This is a genomic window from Halomonas jincaotanensis (genome assembly GCF_018448785.1).
In the GTDB taxonomy this organism is placed as follows: domain Bacteria; phylum Pseudomonadota; class Gammaproteobacteria; order Pseudomonadales; family Halomonadaceae; genus Halomonas; species Halomonas jincaotanensis.
In genome coordinates this window covers 17,455-35,643 of the sequence record NZ_JAHCLU010000013.1, presented here as the reverse complement: position 1 = coordinate 35,643, position 18,189 = coordinate 17,455, and the positions used below count along the sequence as shown (strand labels likewise).

At 61.7% G+C, this 18,189-nt stretch carries 16 protein-coding genes; 6 read left to right on the top strand and 10 right to left on the bottom strand.

From position 1 onward, the window contains the following. Positions 1-30: 30 nt before the first annotated feature. Entirely contained in the window at positions 31-1,329 is a 1,299-nt protein-coding gene (gene gabT, locus KG088_RS12545) for a 4-aminobutyrate--2-oxoglutarate transaminase (RefSeq protein ID WP_213825875.1), read from the bottom strand. Positions 1,330-1,362: 33 nt separating this feature from the next. After that, entirely contained in the window at positions 1,363-2,808 is a 1,446-nt protein-coding gene (locus tag KG088_RS12540) for an NAD-dependent succinate-semialdehyde dehydrogenase (RefSeq protein ID WP_213825874.1), read from the bottom strand. Between the two features lie 221 nt (positions 2,809-3,029). Here KG088_RS12540 and KG088_RS12535 point away from each other — a divergent pair, with 221 nt between their 5' ends. Next, positions 3,030-5,495 carry a DUF1266 domain-containing protein gene (locus KG088_RS12535; RefSeq protein ID WP_213825873.1) on the top strand — a complete coding sequence of 822 codons (2,466 nt, stop codon included), beginning with the start codon at positions 3,030-3,032 and terminating at the stop codon, positions 5,493-5,495. 41 nt (positions 5,496-5,536) lie between these two features. Here KG088_RS12535 and KG088_RS12530 read toward each other — a convergent pair whose 3' ends face one another. Beyond that, positions 5,537-5,695, bottom strand: coding sequence for a hypothetical protein (locus tag KG088_RS12530; RefSeq protein ID WP_213825872.1), 159 nt, complete (start codon positions 5,693-5,695; stop codon positions 5,537-5,539). Positions 5,696-5,756: 61 nt separating this feature from the next. On the opposite strand from KG088_RS12530, the gene KG088_RS12525 reads away from it, so the two are divergent. Then, positions 5,757-6,356, top strand: a complete 600-nt coding sequence (locus KG088_RS12525; protein WP_213825871.1) for an NlpC/P60 family protein — start codon at positions 5,757-5,759, stop codon at positions 6,354-6,356. Continuing rightward, complete coding sequence (locus KG088_RS12520) at positions 6,353-7,570, top strand: MFS transporter (RefSeq protein WP_213825870.1); 1,218 nt, start codon at positions 6,353-6,355, stop codon at positions 7,568-7,570. Before KG088_RS12525 ends, KG088_RS12520 begins: the two co-directional genes overlap by 4 nt. On the opposite strand, the gene msrA is transcribed toward KG088_RS12520, so the two are convergent. After that, positions 7,562-8,188: a peptide-methionine (S)-S-oxide reductase MsrA gene (gene msrA, locus KG088_RS12515; RefSeq protein ID WP_213825869.1), complete on the bottom strand. Its 627-nt coding sequence runs from the start codon at positions 8,186-8,188 to the stop codon at positions 7,562-7,564. The genes KG088_RS12520 and msrA overlap by 9 nt on opposite strands. Positions 8,189-8,386: 198 nt before the next feature. Between msrA and KG088_RS12510 the strand changes: the two genes are divergently transcribed. After that, complete coding sequence (locus tag KG088_RS12510) at positions 8,387-10,567, top strand: FAD-dependent oxidoreductase (protein WP_213825868.1); 2,181 nt, start codon at positions 8,387-8,389, stop codon at positions 10,565-10,567. A 1-nt stretch (position 10,568) separates the two neighbouring features. Next, positions 10,569-11,183 (top strand): CDP-alcohol phosphatidyltransferase family protein, encoded by a 615-nt coding sequence (locus tag KG088_RS12505; RefSeq protein ID WP_213825867.1) that lies wholly within the window; start codon positions 10,569-10,571, stop codon positions 11,181-11,183. 156 nt (positions 11,184-11,339) lie between these two features. On the opposite strand, the gene KG088_RS12500 is transcribed toward KG088_RS12505, so the two are convergent. Beyond that, positions 11,340-11,840, bottom strand: a complete 501-nt coding sequence (locus KG088_RS12500) for an FKBP-type peptidyl-prolyl cis-trans isomerase (protein WP_213826004.1) — start codon at positions 11,838-11,840, stop codon at positions 11,340-11,342. A gap of 208 nt (positions 11,841-12,048) precedes the next feature. Here KG088_RS12500 and KG088_RS12495 point away from each other — a divergent pair, with 208 nt between their 5' ends. Next, complete coding sequence (locus KG088_RS12495) at positions 12,049-12,333, top strand: hypothetical protein (protein WP_213825866.1); 285 nt, start codon at positions 12,049-12,051, stop codon at positions 12,331-12,333. Positions 12,334-12,445: 112 nt separating this feature from the next. Here the strand turns inward: KG088_RS12495 and KG088_RS12490 are convergent, their stop codons facing one another. From KG088_RS12490 to purB, 5 genes are all read right to left on the bottom strand, one after another. Beyond that, entirely contained in the window at positions 12,446-12,913 is a 468-nt protein-coding gene (locus KG088_RS12490; protein WP_213825865.1) for an outer membrane lipoprotein, read from the bottom strand. A 269-nt stretch (positions 12,914-13,182) separates the two neighbouring features. Then, positions 13,183-14,781, bottom strand: coding sequence for an isocitrate lyase (locus KG088_RS12485; protein ID WP_213825864.1), 1,599 nt, complete (start codon positions 14,779-14,781; stop codon positions 13,183-13,185). A gap of 402 nt (positions 14,782-15,183) precedes the next feature. Then, on the bottom strand, positions 15,184-15,615 hold the full coding sequence (locus tag KG088_RS12480; RefSeq protein WP_213825863.1) for a GNAT family N-acetyltransferase: 432 nt from the start codon (positions 15,613-15,615) through the stop codon (positions 15,184-15,186). Positions 15,616-15,619: 4 nt separating this feature from the next. Then, on the bottom strand, positions 15,620-16,813 hold the full coding sequence (locus KG088_RS12475; protein ID WP_213825862.1) for a cupin domain-containing protein: 1,194 nt from the start codon (positions 16,811-16,813) through the stop codon (positions 15,620-15,622). Between the two features lie 2 nt (positions 16,814-16,815). Then, positions 16,816-18,180 (bottom strand): adenylosuccinate lyase, encoded by a 1,365-nt coding sequence (gene purB, locus KG088_RS12470; RefSeq protein ID WP_213826002.1) that lies wholly within the window; start codon positions 18,178-18,180, stop codon positions 16,816-16,818. Positions 18,181-18,189: the final 9 nt, after the last annotated feature.

The window sequence follows — 18,189 nt, the reverse complement described above, 5'->3', positions numbered from 1 at the left end:
CGCGTTCTGTTGGGCGGGTCACCGATGGCGTCAGGCGTTGGCGGTTTGCTTGGCGCCGACCAGCTCCTTGAGCGATGCCTCTAGAATGCCGAGACCCTCCTCGAGCACGTCATCCTCGATAGTGACGGGCATCAGGAAGCGTATGGTGTTGCCGTACATGCCGCAGGAGAGCAGGATCAAGCCCTTCTCGCGGGCCTTCTTGCATAGCGCGCCCGCCAGGTCAGCATCTGGAGTGTGGTTGGCCTTGTCGGATACCAGGTCGACGGCGGCCATGGCGCCCATGTTACGGCCATTGTCCACGCAGTCGAAGTCCTGTTGCCACTGGGCGAAGCGCTTGGCCAGTTTGTCGCCGAGCGCTTGGCTCTTCTCGAGAATGCCCTCCTGCTCGAAGACCTCGAGTACCGCCAGCGTCGCGGCGCAGGAAACGGGGCTGCCGGTGTAGGTGCCGCCCAGTGAGTTGGCGCCAGACGCATCCATGACCTTGTCGGTACCGACGATGGCCGAAATCGGCATACCATCGCCCATGCTCTTGGCCATGGTCATGATGTCCGGCTCCACGCCGCTGTGCTCGATGGCGAACATCTTGCCGGTGCGGCCGAAACCGGATTGCACCTCGTCGACGATCATCAGGATGCCGTGCTCATCGCAGATCTCGCGGATCGCCTTAAGGAAGCTCGTCGAGGCAGGATAGAAGCCGCCTTCGCCGAGGACCGGCTCGAGGACGATCGCCGCGGTGTCCTTGGGATTGGCGTCGGTCTTGAGCACCATCTTCAGGCCACGCAGTGCCTCATCTTCGCTGACACCGTGATAGGGCACCGGGTAGGGCGCGCGGAAAACAGTGCCCGGCATGGGGCCGAAGTCGGTCTGATAGGGATTGACCTTGCCGTTCATGGCCATGGTCATGAAGGTGCGGCCGTGGTAGCCACCGTCGAAACACACGACGTTGGTCTTGCCGGTCGCGGCACGCGCGACCTTGACCGCGTTCTCAAGCGCTTCAGCGCCGGAGTTGGCCAGCATGACCTTGGCATGGCCGCGTACCGGTGTGATCTGGCTGAGCTTTTCCGCCACCTTCACGTAGCCTTCGTAAGGCATCACCGTCTGACAGGTATGCATGACCTTGTCGAGCTGGTCCTTGACAGCCTGAACGACCTTGGGGTGGCGATGGCCGATGTTGAGCACGCCGATACCGCCGGCGAAATCGACGAAGCGATTGCCATCGGCATCCCAAACCTGCGCATTCTCCGCACGCTCGGCGAAGGCCGTGGCGGGGCTGGCGGCGCCGTTGGCCACATAGCGCTGCTTGAGTTCGTTAAGTTGGGCGTTGTTCATGAATACTGCCTCCTTGTGAGACGTTGCGGGCGATCAGAGGCCGCCGACGCAGACATATTTTAGTTCAGTGTACTCGTCCAGGCCGTGTCGTGAACCTTCGCGACCCAGGCCTGATTCCTTGACGCCACCGAAAGGCGCCAATTCCGTTGAGATAATGCCTTCGTTCACGCCCACCATGCCATATTCCAGTCCTTCCATGACATGCCAGATGCGCCGGTAGTCGCGTGCATAAAAATAGGCCGCCAGGCCGAACTCGGTGGCATTGGCCATCGCGATGGCGTCTTCCTCGGTGTCGAAGCGAAAGACCGGTGCCAATGGGCCGAAGGTTTCCTCGGTGGCGACGCGCATCTCGATGGTGACGTCGGCGATGATGGTCGGCTGGAAGAAGGTGCCGCCAAGGGCGTGTGGCTTCCCACCGGCAATCAGTCGGCCCCCCTTGGCCAGGGCATCATGGATATGCGCTTCGACCTTGTCGACGGCGGCCTGGTTGATCAGCGGTCCCTGGATCACGCCGTCGTCCAGGCCGTTGCCGACCTTGAGTTCGGCGACACGGGCGGCCAGCTTGTCGAGGAACGCCTCATAGACACCCGACTGGACCAGCAGACGATTGGTGCAGACGCAGGTCTGGCCGGAGTTGCGGTACTTGGAGGCGATGGCGCCTTCGACCGCAGCATCGAGATCGGCATCATCGAAGACGATGAACGGTGCGTTGCCGCCAAGTTCCATGGAGGCCTTCTTGACGGTACCGGCACACTGGGCGAGTAGCCTCTTTCCCACCGGCGTGGAGCCGGTGAAGGAAATCTTGCGTACTCGCGGGTCGGTGGTCAGCACTTCACCGATTTCGGCCGGTCGCGAGGCGGTCACAACATTGAGTACACCGGCGGGGAAGCCGACGTGCTCGGCCAGCTTGGCCAGCGCCAGGGCGGTGAGGGGCGTCGCCTCGGCGGGCTTTATGACCACTGGGCAGCCGGCGGCGAGGGCTGGGGCGCACTTGCGAGTGATCATCGCCAGGGGAAAATTCCACGGCGTGATGGCCGCTACGACCCCAATGGGCTCGCGGAAGACCAGAATGCGCTTGTCGATGCCATGGCTGGGCAGAGTCTCGCCCGCCATGCGCTTGGCCTCCTCGGCATAGAACTCCACGAAGGAGGCGCCATAGGCGACTTCGCCCCGCGATTCCGTCAACGGCTTGCCTTGTTCCAGGGTCATCAGCCTGGCGAGGGCTTCCTGGTGGGTCATGATGGCATCGAACCAGGCACGCAACAGGGCTGCCCGCTCCTTGGCAGGCAGCTTGCGCCAGGCTGGCCAGGCCGCCTCGGCGGAGGCAATCGCTTCACGCGCCGCCTCGCCATCGAGGTCGGGCACCTCGGCTAGCACGTCGCCAGTGGCGGGATCGGTGACGCTAAAATGGCGCTCACCATCACGCCACTGGCCGGCAATATAGGCCTTGTCAACCAGTAGATCGGCTTGCGAGGTCATGTCCTCTCCTGAGACGGTTGATCATCATGTCGAACAAGTGTGCAGTATATTAAACGTTACGCCAAGCCTAGCTATCTTACCCACAAGGGCATTCGGCAGGAAGGCGATTTCATGTTGTTGAACCATCGGCGCCAGCGCTGCTTTCGGCTACAATCAGTCGCCTAAATTTTTTTGGTACGCTGAGGTGTGCCGTTCGTCTTTCGCGAAATTCGAGGTGAGCCTTGGTCGATGCCCTGAATGCCTGGTGGGCCCAGCAGCTGGTGCTATGCGATTGGGCCTTTGCGCCCGACCCGCTGTCGATCACTGCCGAGGCGGCGTCCGCACGCCTTGCTGATCTGGGCGTCAATGATCGGGGTGAACTGGGCTGGCAATTGCTTGGCGCCATGGGAAGTGGTGGCAGTGGTGTCGATGCCGGCCATTTGCTGGATGGCCTTGAGCTGATTGCCCTGGCCGGCGCCGCTGGGTGGCTGTCGCCATCCTGCGCCCGACGCTGGACGCAGCGCCTTGCCGAGGAAATCACCGCACATTATGCCGACCTCGACGCCTGGCTGACGGCATTGCGACAGGCGCGCAGTGCCCAAGGATGGGTGCGCGGGGATGATGGCTTCTGTGAGGCTTGCGAAGCGCTTTCTGTGTTGGAACACGAGGGTGACGGCATCACCTGGGAGCGACTCGAGGAGTGGCTGGCTGTACACGACGAGAAGCTGCCGCTCTGGCCCGATGGCCCTGGCGAGCGCGTCTGGCGGCTGCGTGCTGGCTTCGCGCCGGTACTCGAAGTTCCAGGATCGGTGATCGACTGGGCCGACCTGGAAGGATGGCTGGCCGAGGCCTGGCAGATCCGTGGTCGCGATGATCTGATTCGCGCCCTGTTGTGGCTGGGGGCCCAGGGCGACCGACAGGGATGGGATCTCGATGCAACGCGGCTGCTGTCTTTGAATGATGCCGAGCGGCGCCAATGGCGCGATGGCCTGGAGAACACTGAGCGGGATTACGGCCGTGTGCTATTGGGTTTCGTCGACCAGGGTGAGCCGCTGGAGTGGGCTGCCTGGGACTGGCTGCGACTAATCGATCTTGCCTGGTCGGGGGCATGCCTGGGATGGCTCGACGCCGACGAGGCGGAACAGTTTGCCTTGCACGGTGGTGATTTGATCGTGCGTCGCTACAGCGACTGGTCGGCGCTGGCTCGGGCCTATCAGCGCGGCCGAAGCCTGTTCGAAGGGCGCAATCGGCTGACGGCGCTCGGCAGCGATTGGCGATTGTTGATGCAGTCGCCGGTGAGCCCGTGGCGAACGCCACTTCAGGGTTTGTTGGCGCCGGCATCAATAGAGGCGTCGCGTCAGTTCATTCGTGATTGGCGGCGTGACCCCCACCACTGGGTGCTGGCGTTGTCCGCGGTACGCGAGCCGGAGGTCGCGACCCGCCAGGGTCCCGGTTCCACCCCGCTCGCGGTCAGGCGCGAGGATGCCCGAGAGTATCTGCGCGAGACCTTGGATCTGCATGCCGAGGAGGGCGTGCAGGCACTGGCCCGCTATTGGTTGCCGGCCCAGGCCCATCATCTCAACCAGCTGGCTGCTGATGCCGTTCATGGCGCCTTGCCACCGGCAGTGACCTCATTCGGGCACCCCGACCCCGAGGCCTTGGCGAATCGTGATGCGTTGCGCCAGGCGAGCCGTTATGCCGCGACTATCCAAATGGCCGAGAAGTACGCGTTCTATCTCCAGATGGCCTTCGATAGCGAGGCCTTCGATAGCGAGGGTTTGAACGTGTTATCCGAGGCGCTGCGCAGCTCCTTGTGCCGCTTCTATCCCGACGCGCGACGCTTGCTCGAGGCCTGGGCTAGTTGGGAGGCGCTGCTGCCCGAGGATAGCCAGCCATCGCTGGTCGATGAGATTCGTTGGCACCTGGACGATCCGGGAAGCGAGTTTCATTGGCTCGATTGGCAAGCGGTCGCCTGGCAGGAGCCCGGTCCCCGTCCGAGCCTTGCGCACTTCACGGCGATGTCGTTGGTCGGCCCATTGAACAGCGCCGCCTGGAGTTTGCCGCATGCCGAGAGCGAGCGAGAGTGTGTCGCGATCCGGGAATGGGTCGATGGCCATTATGACCTGCACTCTGCCGATGAGCTGATCGATTTTCTAAACACCCTGCTTGAGGCCGGCGACCGTCAGGAGTATCAGATCAACTATGCACCCTATACCTTGAATGCCGGTCGGCTTGCCTCGGAGATCAGTACGCTGGAATCGGGCGATTGCAGCGAAGAGGAGAGGCATCATCTGCTCCGGCTGAAGCGGGTTCGCGACAACGAGGATGGCTGCAACGATACCGACATGACGGCCTGGGACATCTCGCAGGCCGTTGACCTGGCCATTGCCGGTCGCCAACTCGGTTGGCTCGGTGCGTCGGACTTCATTTCCCTGCTGGAGAGGGCGCACGACTTGGCAGCCGCTCACTATGGCGGTTGGGAGGAATTCGCCCGGGGCCTCTACACGGGCTTCTCGTTCTTCATGGGCGAGACGCCGGAGCGGGAAGCCTTTCTCGCCGGCTTCCGGCAGGCGCTTGTCGCCTGGTTGACGGCGGCCCCCCCATTGGCTGGACCCTGGGCCAGCCTCGATTATCCTGGGGCTCGTCCAAGCCATTGGGCGCCCGTGCATATCGATACCTTGCCAGGCGACACCCACGCCTTGCATTGAGCTCTCGCCTTGTGCGGGACATGTGATTTATAGTACGGGTCTTATCGATAGGCTCCTTTGTCGGGAGTCGTCGCCACGAAGTGAGTCGCCGACAGGCCGTTGTGGCAGTGATACCGGTCCTTCTCCTGCATCACTGCCACAACGACATCCACCAGTTCGAGACACGCGAGCAGTCGCGCGGCGGACAGGGTGCGGCTCAAGGAATGAGGTCATCGCTAGATGAGCGCCCCCCGGTTGTGCAGAACGCCGTTCAGAGCCACGATGGTTGCGGTTTCCGTTGCCTTACTGGTCGGTTGTGCCAACGCGCCGCACGATACCGGAGCACCGCCGGCCCAGGATGATTATTTCGCCCACCAGTTGCCGGGGTTACCCGATAACTGGGACCCCATGATGTCGCCGGTCGACAATCCGCTTCGCAACCTGGAACGCTTCCAGCATTCGTCTCCCGCCGTGGTGCGTCAGGCGCTGCTCGACCAACATGAGCGCTGGGTAGGAACGCCGTATCGACTAGGTGGCACGACGGGACGGGGTGTCGACTGCTCGGCACTGGTGCAGAACATCTTCAGCGACAGCTTCCACTATGACTTGCCACGAACCACGGGTGAGCAGGTTGAGCTGGGCAAAGCGGTAGAGCGCAGCCAGCTACAGGCCGGCGACCTGGTGTTTTTCCAGCCCCCGGGTCCCTATCGGCACGTCGGTATCTATCTCGGTGAGGGGTTGTTCCTGCATGCATCCAGGTCGCAAGGGGTGACGGTCTCGGAACTCGATCATCATTACTGGCAGCGTTATTACTGGCAGGCCCGACGGGCCATCGAGCCGGTGCAACTGGCTCAGCGAGTCGCGACTACCGGTAACGGATGAGCGATACGTCCGGTCGAATCGCGGCGCGAAGCCCCCCTTGGTGGCGCGCGACCCTGGCGCTCTGCCTGGGATCTTTTCTCGTCTTCATTAACCTCTATGCTCCCCAGCCACTATTGCCGGCCTTGCGCACCGAGTTTGGTGTCTCGACCCTAGTGGTCAGTCTGGTGATGTCCTTGGCGACCCTGTCCCTGGCGGCCTCGCTGCTGGTCTTCGGCCCGCTATCCGATGCCATCGGCCGTGACCGTATCATGCGCTACACGCTGTTGGCGGCCGGGTTGATGTCGCTGGGGCTGGCGCTGGCGCCGAACTTCGAGATCCTTCTTTTGCTACGCGCCCTGCAGGGCTTCGTGCTGGGAGGGTTGCCGGCAGTTGCCATCGCCTGGATGGGGGATGAGTTTGACCGGCCGGCGCTGCTCTCGGCGGTCGGGCTCTACATCGGCGCCAATACTCTGGGCGGAATCGGCGGTCGTGTTGTCGGTGGCGCTGTGGCGGAAATCGGCGGCGCACCGGCGAGCTTCATGACGGTGGGCCTGATGACGCTCGTCGGCGTGGCGCTGTTCTGGAGGCTACTCCCGGCTTCCCGGGCCTTCACACCACGTCCTTTCGAACTGAAGGGCGCTGTGGCCGACCTGGTCGGGCACTTGCGCAACCCCTTGTTGCTCGGTGCCTATCTGCTGGGTGGGCTCAATTTCCTGATCTTTATCAACCAGTACAGTTACATCACCTTCCGTCTGGCCGATGCGCCCTTCGGCTTGGGCGCCCGCCTGATCGGCCTGATCTTCGTCACATACCTCGGCGGTACCCTCGGGTCGGCGCTGTCAGGTCGACTGGCCAAGTCCTTGCCCCAGCCGGTATGCATGATGCTGGGGATCGGAATTCTGATGGTCGGTACGATCGTTACCTTGGCAAGCTCGCTGCCAGTGATCATCGTAGGCCTGACGATCAATGCCTTCGGCTTCTTTCTCTCGCACTCGATGGCCTCGAGCTGGGTTGGCCGTCATGCCGAACGAGCCCGAGGCAGCGCCTCGGCCCTTTATCTGGTCTTCTACTATTGCGGTGCCAGCCTGGGAAGCCTTTGGCTTGAACCCTTCTGGCAACTCGGTGGGTGGTTGGGTGTGGCGATCGGCTCCTGGCTGGTGCTGGGAGTGACCTTTGCGATCGCCGGTTGGTTGTGGCGCCGTGAGAAAGCGGTAAACGCAAGAGTCTCAAGATAGTCCGCCGGCTTCATCGCCCCAGATCTCTTCCAGCCTCTCGACGCGGCCACACGCCGACTTGTAGAAGCGGTAGCGCACCGGATTTTCCTGGTAGTAGTTCTGGTGGTATTCCTCGGCGGGGTAGAAGGCTTCAAAGTCAGTGATCTCGGTGGCAATTTCCTGATCAAAGCGCTCTTCCAGACTGTCGAGGCTTGCCTCGGCAAGTGAGCGCTGCTCATCATCGAGCACGAAGATCTCGCTACGGTAGCTATCGCCCGCATCACAGAACTGTCGATCCACGGCGAAAGGGTCGATATTGCGCCAGAACACCTCAAGCAGCGTTGCGTAGTCGACGACGCTCGGGTCATATTCTATTTCGACCACCTCGGTATGGCCGGTATCGCCCGCCACGACCTGATTGTAGGTGGGATCCTCGACATGTCCGCCGCTAAAGCCCGAGGTGGTGGAGAGGACGCCTTCCACTGGGTCGAAGGCTTCCTCAACACACCAGAAACAGCCGCCGGCGAAGACAGCACGAGCGCTGTCGGCTTCTTCCTCTGCCATTGTCATGGCGGGTATTGACAAGGCGATGGCGACGGGCAGGGCACGGATAAGGAAGCGGCCTGGAGAAAGCGTCATGAAAGGTGTCATAGAGTGGTTCCTTGGCTCAGGGATAAAGGATTAGAGGTTGTCGCTTGTAGAGGGTTCCGTACAATCCTTGTTTAAACATGTACCGCGTGCCGGTGCAACGTGCTGTAAGTTATCGCCGCACGCCACGACACAGGTGTCTGATACGAATGCTGCCGCGCGAGGCAGCTTTTCCCAGGAGCCCTACCCTTGACTCGACGTCGCTTGATCCTCCTGGCTGCCGTTCTACTCGTCGTGGCGGTCTATTTCCTCAGTGGGGCACATGAAATCCTCACCCTGGCCAATCTGCAAGCCGAACAGTCACGCTTTCAGGTCTGGCTTGCGGCCGAGCCGTTGTCGGTGGCCGGTGGCTTCTTTCTCATTTATGTGACGATGGCTGCGGTTTCGCTTCCCGGTGCCACGCTGCTGACGTTGCTGGGTGGCGCCCTGTTCGGCTTCGGTTGGGGGTTGGTGTTGATCTCCTTCGCCAGTGCCCTGGGGGCGACGCTGGCGGCGCTGATCGCCCGCACCTTGGCGCGGGAGCCGCTGGAGCGTCGATTTGCCGTTCAGCTGAGGCGCATCAATGCCGGTATCAAGCGCGAAGGCGCCTTCTACCTCTTTACCCTGCGCCTGATCCCTCTGTTCCCTTTCTTCGTGATCAACCTGGTCATGGGTCTGACACGCATGCGCCTCTTGACCTTCTATTGGGTCAGCCAGCTCGGTATGTTGCCGGGTACGGCGGTCTACGTGAATGCTGGCCGTGAACTGGGTGAGCTCGAGTCGTTGGGCGGGATACTGTCGCCGGGGCTGATCGGCTCCTTCGTGCTGATAGGGCTGTTTCCCTGGCTGGCTCGGGGGCTCGTTGCGCTGGGCAAGCGCCGCCAGCTGGGCAAACGTTTCGATCGGCCAACGCGTTTTGATCAGGATATCGTGGTGATTGGCGCCGGATCTGCGGGGTTGGTAGCAAGCTACATCGCCTCGGCGGTCAAGGCGAAGGTAGCGCTGGTGGAGCGCGACCAGATGGGCGGGGACTGCCTGAATACCGGCTGTGTGCCGTCCAAGGCATTGATCAGGGCGGCCCGACTGGTCAGCGGCATCCGTGATGCCGAGCGTTTCGGCATTCAGACGGGCAAGCCGGAGGTAAATTTTGCGGCGGTAATGGGCCATGTTCATCGGGCCGTGCGTGAGGTGGCACCACACGACAGCCGCGAGCGTTATGAGGGCCTGGGAGTTGAGGTAATCGGTGGTCAGGCGCACCTGGAGGATCCCTGGCGGGTACGTGTCGGCGAGCGGGTCCTGACGACGCGCCATGTGATCATCGCCAGTGGCGCCAGGCCGCGCGTGCCCCCCTTGCCTGGCCTGGAAAGTATCGAGGTGCTGACCTCGGATAATCTCTGGCAGCTGGAGCGCCTGCCGCAACGCCTCTTGGTGCTGGGTGGTGGTCCCATCGGCTGCGAGCTGGGTCAGAGCTTCGCCAGGCTGGGCAGCCGCGTGATCCTGGTCGAGATGGGCGAGCATTTGTTGCCCCGGGAGGATCGTGATGTGGCGGCTCAGGTCGAGGCGCGACTGATCGAGGAGGGCGTCGTGGTGCGCACCGGCACGCAAGCACTGCGCGTGGTATCTGATCCTGAGAGTGGTCACATGCTGACTATGCAGGCCGCCGAGGCTGGTGAATCGCCCCATGAGACGCTGCCCTTCGACCGCTTGCTGGTGGCCGTGGGGCGTCAGGCAAACGTGGAAGGTCTGGGACTGGAGGCGTTAGGGGTCGAGACGCGTGCGGACGGCACACTCGATGTGGACGAGTCGCTACAGAGCGTGCTGCCCAACGTATGGGCCTGTGGCGATGTGGCGGGCCCCTACCAGCTGACTCATGCCAGCGCCCATCAAGCCTGGCATGCCACCGTCAATGCCCTTTTCGGTGAATTCAAGCGCTTTCGGGTCAGTTACCGGGCCTTGCCGGCAGTCACCTTTACCGACCCCGAGGTGGCGCGGGTCGGCCTCAACGAGAAGGAGGCGCGCCGCGACGACATCGAGGTGGAGGTGACGCGTTACGACCTCAGCGAGTTGGATCGTGCCATCGCCGAGGGCCAGACCCAAGGGTTCATCAAGGTGCTGACCGTGCCGGGTAAAGACCGTATTCTCGGCGCAACCATCGTCGGCCACGGCGCCGGAGAGATGCTTGCTGAATTCACCCTGGCCATGACCCAGGGGATCGGGCTCAACAAGCTGCTAGGCACGATTCATCCCTACCCGACGTTCAGCGAGGCGGTAAAGGCCACGGCAGGTAGCTGGAAGAATGCTCATAAACCAGAACGCGTGCTGGGGTGGCTGGCGGGTTATTTCGCCTGGCGACGTGGCAAGGCACGACACGACGATACGACAGGACGCTGAGATGCTCGACCGCTGGACCATGCCCTTGACCCAAGGGCCCTTGACGACGCTGGCGCGACTCACTGCGACGTTTGGGGTGCGTCCCGACCAGGTCACCCTGGCGGCCTTTCTAATCGGCATGCTGGCGTTGCCGCTGCTGGCCATGGAGTGGTATCACACTGCGCTGGCCGTGATACTCCTCAATCGCCTGGGTGACGGCTTGGATGGTGCATTGGCGCGTCATCTTGGCCAGTCCAGCGATGCAGGAGGCTTCGTCGATATTGGCTTGGACTTCGTTTTCTACGCGGCGGTGGTGCTGGGTTTCGCTCTGGCGGACCCACCGACCAATGCGCTACCCGCCGCCTTCCTGTTGTTTGCCTTCATCGGTACCGGCACCTCGTTTCTGGCTTTCGCGATCATGGCGACCAAGCATCATCTCGAGCGGCCACAGTTCGAGAGCAAGGCTTTCTACTATCTGCATGGGCTCACCGAGGGGACCGAAACGGTTGTGGCATTCGTGGTTTTCTGCCTCTGGCCAGAACATTTTGCGTGGCTGGCCAGCGTTTTCGCGCTCGCCTGCCTGGTCACCACGGCGACCCGCCTCTGGGGCGGTTACTTGACGCTGAGAAAGTACTAGCGAGATGAGTGGCCAAATGCTCAACGGTTGGCCGGAAAAGTAGGGGGGAGTATCAGGATTGGCAAGTCATCAGTGGCGCGTACACAGAAAAAGGGGCAGCCGATGGCTGCCCCTTGATTCTGCGAAGCGTGCTGACATTGGGCTTTTAACGTTGCCTCATTGCTGCTGAGCCGCTTCGCCATGGCCGTCGCCTTCGCCATGGACGTGACCGTGCTCGACTTCTTCTTCGCTGGCGGCACGAACTTCGGCGATTTCTACGTCGAAGTTGAGCGTCTGGCCCGCGAGGGGGTGATTACCGTCCACGACCACCGTATCGCCTTCCACCTGGGTCACGGTGACCATCAACGGGCCGCCCTGGGTCTGCGCTTGGAACTGCATGCCGGGCTCGACGCTTTCAACACCCTGGAATGCATCGCGCGGCACTTCCTGCACCAGTTGTGACTGTTTCTCGCCATAGCCTTCTTCGGGCACTACGGTGGCCTGTATCTTTTCACCTGCCTTGTGGCCTTCAAGCTCTTTCTCGAGGCCCGGTACGATATTGCCGGCGCCGTGGAGGTAAGTGAGCGGCTCGCGGCCTTCCGAGCTGTCCAGCACCTCACCTGCATCGTTGGTCAGAGTGTAATGGAACGCGACAACTGAATTCTGCGCAATCTGCATGAAGATACCTTTCGGTGAGTGCATGTACATCATCATGATAACGCGGGAATCGGGGGGCTGTCAGGGCAATGGAAGAATTTCAGGATACTTCTCTGAATCCTGAGGCGATTTCACGCGCGTCAACGCGGTTGCGTGGCTCAACCGGCGGCGATACCCTTGGTGCATTCACGCTTCAACCTGTTGTATCTATACCGCCTGGAGACTATCCATGACACAAGCCGTGATCTGGCTGATCGCTTTCGCCGTGATATTTTACCTGTGCTACACCCGCTGGGATGTCAGCGTCAGCCGAGGGCTCGACAAGATGCTGCCATCGGTAATGGAAACCCACGGTGACAACCGACTGGTATGGAGCCTGGCGCTGGCCATCATTGGCGCTACGACGGTGGTTCGACCGGTGGACATCCTGCTGATGGCCATCCTCATTGGCTTGGCTGCCCTGATCGGTATCAAGCTGGTCGGCTGGGTAAAGAACAAGGCAGATTTCCACTGAGCGGACCCTAGCAACGAGATGCTCGAGACCACAATGCCCGCGGCAATAGATTGCCGCGGGCATTGTGGTTAACAACGGTGAGTCCGAGCCGTATTAGCGGCGTAGGACCGTGTCAGTAGGGCGCAACGCTGACATTCGAGCCGCTACCGATCAGACGAACTCGCTGACCAACCTGATAGTTTTGGTCGGCTTTCTGAACCACCACGACATTCTGGCCATTGTCTTGACGGATTTCCATCTCCCAGGCAGCGATGCGGTTCGTGGATTCTTCGGCCTTGGTCCCGGCGACGGCACCGCCCAGCGCACCGGCAACGGTCGCGAGCTGGCGTCCTGAGCCACCGCCTACCTGATTACCCAGCAGGCCACCGATGACGGCTCCGCCACCGCTACCCAGCAGGCCTCCGGCGCGGCTGTCGGCCTGAATCTGGACCTGGCGAAGGGCGGTGATGGTTCCGAAGCTCACGGTCTGTGCCGACTTGGCCTGGTTGCCCGAATACACGTTGCCGGAATAGGGCGACGTGTTGGCACAACCGGCCAGCGTCAAGGCGCTGAGCGCCAGCACGGGAAGAAGATGTTTCATGGAGAACCTCCTGCAGATATCGGGACATTCGTTCGGATCAGCGAGCCGTGAGGTGGGCTCCCAAGCTGCTGCCGGTCACGAACTAGTTAAAAAACAGTGTTCACTAAACAGCTTAACGATCTTAACGGTCTTTGACCAGCCGACAGGGTGTAATTGCTGGCCAGTGTACGCGCTGCGCTGGTGAAAAAGTGTGAAAATTTAGCACAAAAAAGGGGGAAGCCGATCGCTTCCCCCTAAGCCTTGCCATCGTTTTCGAGCCAGAGCGGTATTCAGCCAAACTGATTCATGGTGTTGTCCTTGCCCCCGGCTTTCAGGGCCGCGTCGCCGTGGAAGAACTCCTTGTGATCATCGCCGATGTTGGAGCCTGCCATGTCCTGATGCTTGACCGTGGCGATGCCTTCACGAAGCTCGCGGCGCTGAACACCTGCCACATAGGCCAGCATGCCTTCCTCACCGAAGTAGCCCTTGGCGAGGTTGTCTGTGGAAAGTGCCGCGGTGTGGTAGGTCGGCAAGGTGATCAGGTGATGGAAAATACCGGCCTCGCGAGCGCTGTCGCGCTGGAAGTTGCGCACCCAGTCATCGGCCAGCTTGCCAAGTTCGGTGTCGTCATATTCGGGGCTCATCAGGGCGGCACGGTCGTAGGCGGAAACGTCCTTGCCTTCCTTCTGCCAGGCGTCGAACACCTGCTGGCGGAAATTGAGCGTCCAGTTGAATGACGGCGAATTGTTGTACACCAACTTGGCATCGGGCACCACGTCGCGGATGCGGTTGACCATCGCCGCGATCTGACCCACGTGGGGTTTTTCGGTTTCGATCCACAGCAGGTCGGCACCGTTCTGCAGGCTGGTGATGCAGTCGAGCACCACGCGATCCTCCCCGGTACCCGGCTTGAACTGGTAGAGACCCGAGGCGAGACGCTTGACCTTGACCAGCTTGCCATCCTGCTTGATGACCACGTCGCCGTTGTCGATATCCGCCGCGTTGTCGATCTCGTCGCCATCCAGATAACTGTTGTACTGATCGCCCAAATCCCCCGGTTCCTTGGTCACGGCGATCTTCTGCGTCAGGCCGGCACCCAGCGAGTCAGTGCGGGCGACGATCACGCCGTCTTCGACGCCCAGTTCCAGGAAGGCGTAGCGCACGGCGTTGATCTTGGCGATGAAGTCCTCGTGGGGCACGGTGACCTTGCCATCCTGATGGCCGCATTGCTTTTCATCGGACACCTGGTTCTCGAGCTGGATACAGCAGGCGCCGGCTTCGATCATCTTCTTGGCCAGCAGGTAGGTGGCCTCGGCGTTGCCGAAACCGGCATCGATGTCGGCGATGATCGGCACTACATGCGTTTCGTGCGCGTCGATTTTGGCGATCAGCTGGTCGGCCTTGGCGTTGTCGCCCGCTGACTTGGCCTCTTCCAGATCACGGAACAGGTGGTTGAGCTCCCAGGCATCGGCCTGACGCAGGAAGGTGTAGAGCTCGCCGATGAGGCTCGGCACGGTGGTCTTCTCGTGCATGGACTGATCGGGCAGCGGCCCGAACTCGGAGCGCAGGGCGGCGACCATCCAGCCGGAAAGATAGAGGTACGAACGCTTGGTGGTGCCGAAGTGTTTCTTGATCGAGAGCATTTTCTGCTGACCGATGAAGCCGTGCCAGCAACCCAGTGACTGGGTGTATTGTGAACTGTCGGCGTCATAGGCCGCCATGTCGTCGCGCATGATCTTGGCGGTGTAGCGGGCGATATCCAGGCCGGTCTGGAAACGGTTCTGGACCCGCATGCGTGCCACGTACTCGGGATTGATATTGTCCCACTTGCCACGCTGGGCCTCGCGCAGCTGAGCCAGTGCCTTGAGTTCGTCGTTGAATGCTGCCATGGGGCCTACCTTCAGGTCAGGAGGGTTTTTTTCGTGATCGAAACACCAGATCGCTGTCTGTGGCGTGTCGGTCGCTGGAATCGCTGGGTGCATCATTCGGTAACCGATTATGCTGCACCTGCGAAATGATGTCAGGTTCGACCAGTTGTCGCGGCTTGTCTCTGCGACCTTAGTCGAATCCCGAGCGAGGCGATGTTTTAGAACAGTTTCTTGAACACCCAATACCCGATCAACGCTTGCCAGGCGATTATCTTCCTCTGCATGAACCCTACTGTGCCCCTTGCCGACGGGCTTCGGCAATTGGTATTTGGGGGAAAGGGAAGTTGTAGCTCGACTACAAGAGTGACGCTTCATGGGGTCGTCGTGTAGTTAATTTTCGGCAGGAACTGATATTTCAGGTGTTCAAGAACGCAGCGTTAGCTGCATATTGCGATGCAAAATATTCGCCTCGATGAACGCGTCACCGACAGGGCGAAAACCAAGAGATTCATAGAAGCCCAGGGCATGGGTCTGGGCGGCGAGTTCGACGGTGGTGTGTCCGTGGCGTTGTGCGGTGGCGATGGCTGACTGCATCAAGGCCACACCGATGCCTCGCCCGCGTGCTTCGGCGAGTACCGCAACGCGACCGATGTGGGCATCGGGCAGCAGGCGTGCGGTACCCACGGGACGGCCCTCGAGCAGGGCGAGAAAGTGATGGCTTTCGGCATCCCGGCCGTCCCACTCTTCTTCCAGTGAGACGTGCTGTTCCTCGATGAACACCACGCGACGGATATCGCTTGCGGCATCACGCAGGAGCAGCCAGTCGCCTTCGAGGATTTCCAGAGACGTGAGCATGGCACTAATCCGTGTCGAATTCGCCGACCCACCCCAGGCTGCCGGCATCGAGCAGCTGCGCCAGTACCTCGGGGGCGCCGTCAAGTGCGAGCAGTTCGGCATCGAGCGGCGTGTCGGAGGCAATCGCCTTGGCAAGCCGCAGATCGCAGGGAACGCCGTCGCCGTCAGCGAAAAGCGTTGCCTGATCGTCTTCCGTGGCCCGCCAGGCGAAGCGGGAGCCGGGGCTGCGCACCAGCTCCTCGCCGTCCTCTAGCGTGGCGACAAGCACCTCGATGTCGGACGGCTCCTCGTTGGCGACCAGCTGGTCGACATACTTGGGTTGGGTCATCACCCGACCGAACCATTCGCCAAGCTGGACCGGATCGTCGAGGGTGTCGAGAATCAAGGTGCGCATGCGGGACAGCGCGGCATCGTCGAGTTCCGCCGGGTCCCTCGGTGGCGTCATGCCGGCATCGGCATAGCGCCACGAGGCGGGCAGCTGTTCGCCAAGATAATCAGCGAACGAGGTAATGGCTTCGTCCGCCGACGGGGCGCGAAAGCCCACCGAGAAGGTCATGCAGTCGTCGGATTGACTGACGCCGTGATGGGCCCAGCCGGGGGGCAGGTAGAGCATGTCGCCGGGCTCGAGCCGCCAGTCATGGTCCGCCGTGACCTCGAAACGCTCGAGAATGCGCAGGTCGATCCCCTCGAGAATCGGCGCGTCATCGTCGACCCGGCCACCCAGCTGCCAGCGCCGCGTACCGCTGCCCTGTAGCAGGAAGACGTCATACTGGTCGACATGCGGCCCGACACTGCCGCCGGGCGGGGCGTAGCTGACCATGATGTCGTCAAGCCGCCAACGGGGCAGGAAGTCGAAGGCGGCGAGGAGCTCGGCCACCTCGGGCACGTAATGGTCCACGGCCTGAACCAGTAGGGACCAATCGCCCTCGGGAAGCTCGGCAAAGGTGGTCGCATCGAAGGGGCCTTCACGGACCTGCCAGGGGCGCTCGTTGCCTTGTGCATCGCGACCACGCGCTTCGACCAGGCGGGATTCGACGCCCTCTTCGCAGGCGAGCCCTGCCAGTTCGTCGGCATCCAATGGGCTCTCGAAGCTCGGGATGGCGCCACGAATCAATAATGGCTGGCGCTGCCAATGGTCGCGGAGAAACTCCGCGGCACTCAGGCCGCCCAGCAGGACGCGGGGGGTGTCGGCGGACATGGTCAGAGTTTCCTGGCTTGGTCGGCGGCATTGCCGGTGTAGGTGGCCGGCGTCAGCGTCTTGAGATCCTGCTTGACCGTCGCTGGCAGGTCCAGCGTGTCGATAAAGGCGGCAAAGCCGGCCTGGTCGATGCGCTTGCCGCGCGTCAATTCCTTGAGCTTTTCATAGGGTTTCTCGATGCCGTAGCGGCGCATAACGGTCTGGATGGGCTCGGCGAGCACTTCCCAGCTACCGTCGAGATCGTCGGCCAGGCGGGTCGGATTGGCCTCGAGCTTGCCGATGCCCTTGAGCGCGGCATGGTAGGCGATCAGGCCGTAGGCCAGGCCTACACCGAGATTGCGCAGCACCGTGGAGTCGGTCAGGTCGCGCTGCCAGCGGGAAATCGGCAGTTTCTGGGCCAAGTGGCCGAGAATCGCATTGGCCAGCCCCAGGTTGCCCTCGGCATTCTCGAAGTCGATCGGGTTGACCTTGTGCGGCATGGTCGACGAGCCGATCTCGCCGGCGACGGTCCCCTGCTTGAAGTAACCCAGCGAGATGTAACCCCAGACGTCCCGGGCGAAGTCGATCAGGATAGTATTGAAGCGGCAGATCGCATCGAACAGCTCGGCGATATAGTCGTGGGGTTCGATCTGGGTGGTGTAGGGATTGAAGGTCAGCCCCAGCCCTTCGACGAAGTGGCACGCATTGGTTTCCCAGTCGACCTCGGGGTAGGTAACCAGGTGGGCATTGTAGTTGCCGACCGCGCCGTTGATCTTGCCCAGCACTTCGACGTTCTCGATCTGGCGCAGCTGGCGCTTGAGGCGATAGGCCACGTTGGCCATTTCCTTGCCTAGGGTGGTGGGCGTCGCCGTCTGGCCGTGGGTTCGCGACAGCATTGACTGCTCGGCATGCTCATGGGCAAGGCCGCCAATCTCGTCGGTGACTTGGTGCATCACCGGCAGCAGCGCGGCGAGGCCGTCGGTGAGCATCACGCCGTAGGACAGGTTATTGATGTCCTCGCTGGTACAGGCGAAGTGCACGAACTCGGTGATGGCATGCAGCTCGGGCTGGGTAGCAATTCGCTCCTTGAGGAAGTACTCCACCGCCTTGACGTCATGATTGGTGGTTCGCTCGATCTCCTTGATGCGCTCGGCATCACTCACCGAAAAGCCGGAGATGATCGCTTCCAGAAAGGCAGTGGCCTCGGCGGAAAGCGCGGGGACTTCGCCAATCTCGTCGATCTCGGCGAGGCGCTGCAGCCAGCGAATCTCGACGACGACCCGGGCGCGAATCAGGCCGAATTCACTGAAGTGCTCACGCAGGCTTTCCGCCTTGGCGGCGTAGCGGCCGTCGACCGGCGAGAGGGCGGTAAGGGCGGAAAGTGTCAGGGGAGCGGC

Bases quoted from the DNA above. Each gene is read 5' to 3' on its own strand.
- gabT (WP_213825875.1), bottom strand. From the start codon at position 1,329: ATGAACAACGCCCAACTTAACGAACTCAAGCAGCGCTATGTGGCCAAC.
- KG088_RS12540 (WP_213825874.1), bottom strand. From the start codon at position 2,808: ATGACCTCGCAAGCCGATCTACTGGTTGACAAGGCCTATATTGCCGGC.
- KG088_RS12525 (WP_213825871.1), top strand. From the start codon at position 5,757: ATGGTTGCGGTTTCCGTTGCCTTACTGGTCGGTTGTGCCAACGCGCCG.
- KG088_RS12520 (WP_213825870.1), top strand. From the start codon at position 6,353: ATGAGCGATACGTCCGGTCGAATCGCGGCGCGAAGCCCCCCTTGGTGG.
- msrA (WP_213825869.1), bottom strand. From the start codon at position 8,188: ATGACGCTTTCTCCAGGCCGCTTCCTTATCCGTGCCCTGCCCGTCGCC.
- KG088_RS12505 (WP_213825867.1), top strand. From the start codon at position 10,569: ATGCTCGACCGCTGGACCATGCCCTTGACCCAAGGGCCCTTGACGACG.
- KG088_RS12500 (WP_213826004.1), bottom strand. From the start codon at position 11,840: ATGCAGATTGCGCAGAATTCAGTTGTCGCGTTCCATTACACTCTGACC.
- KG088_RS12495 (WP_213825866.1), top strand. From the start codon at position 12,049: ATGACACAAGCCGTGATCTGGCTGATCGCTTTCGCCGTGATATTTTAC.
- KG088_RS12490 (WP_213825865.1), bottom strand. From the start codon at position 12,913: ATGAAACATCTTCTTCCCGTGCTGGCGCTCAGCGCCTTGACGCTGGCC.
- KG088_RS12485 (WP_213825864.1), bottom strand. From the start codon at position 14,781: ATGGCAGCATTCAACGACGAACTCAAGGCACTGGCTCAGCTGCGCGAG.
- KG088_RS12480 (WP_213825863.1), bottom strand. From the start codon at position 15,615: ATGCTCACGTCTCTGGAAATCCTCGAAGGCGACTGGCTGCTCCTGCGT.
- KG088_RS12475 (WP_213825862.1), bottom strand. From the start codon at position 16,813: ATGTCCGCCGACACCCCCCGCGTCCTGCTGGGCGGCCTGAGTGCCGCG.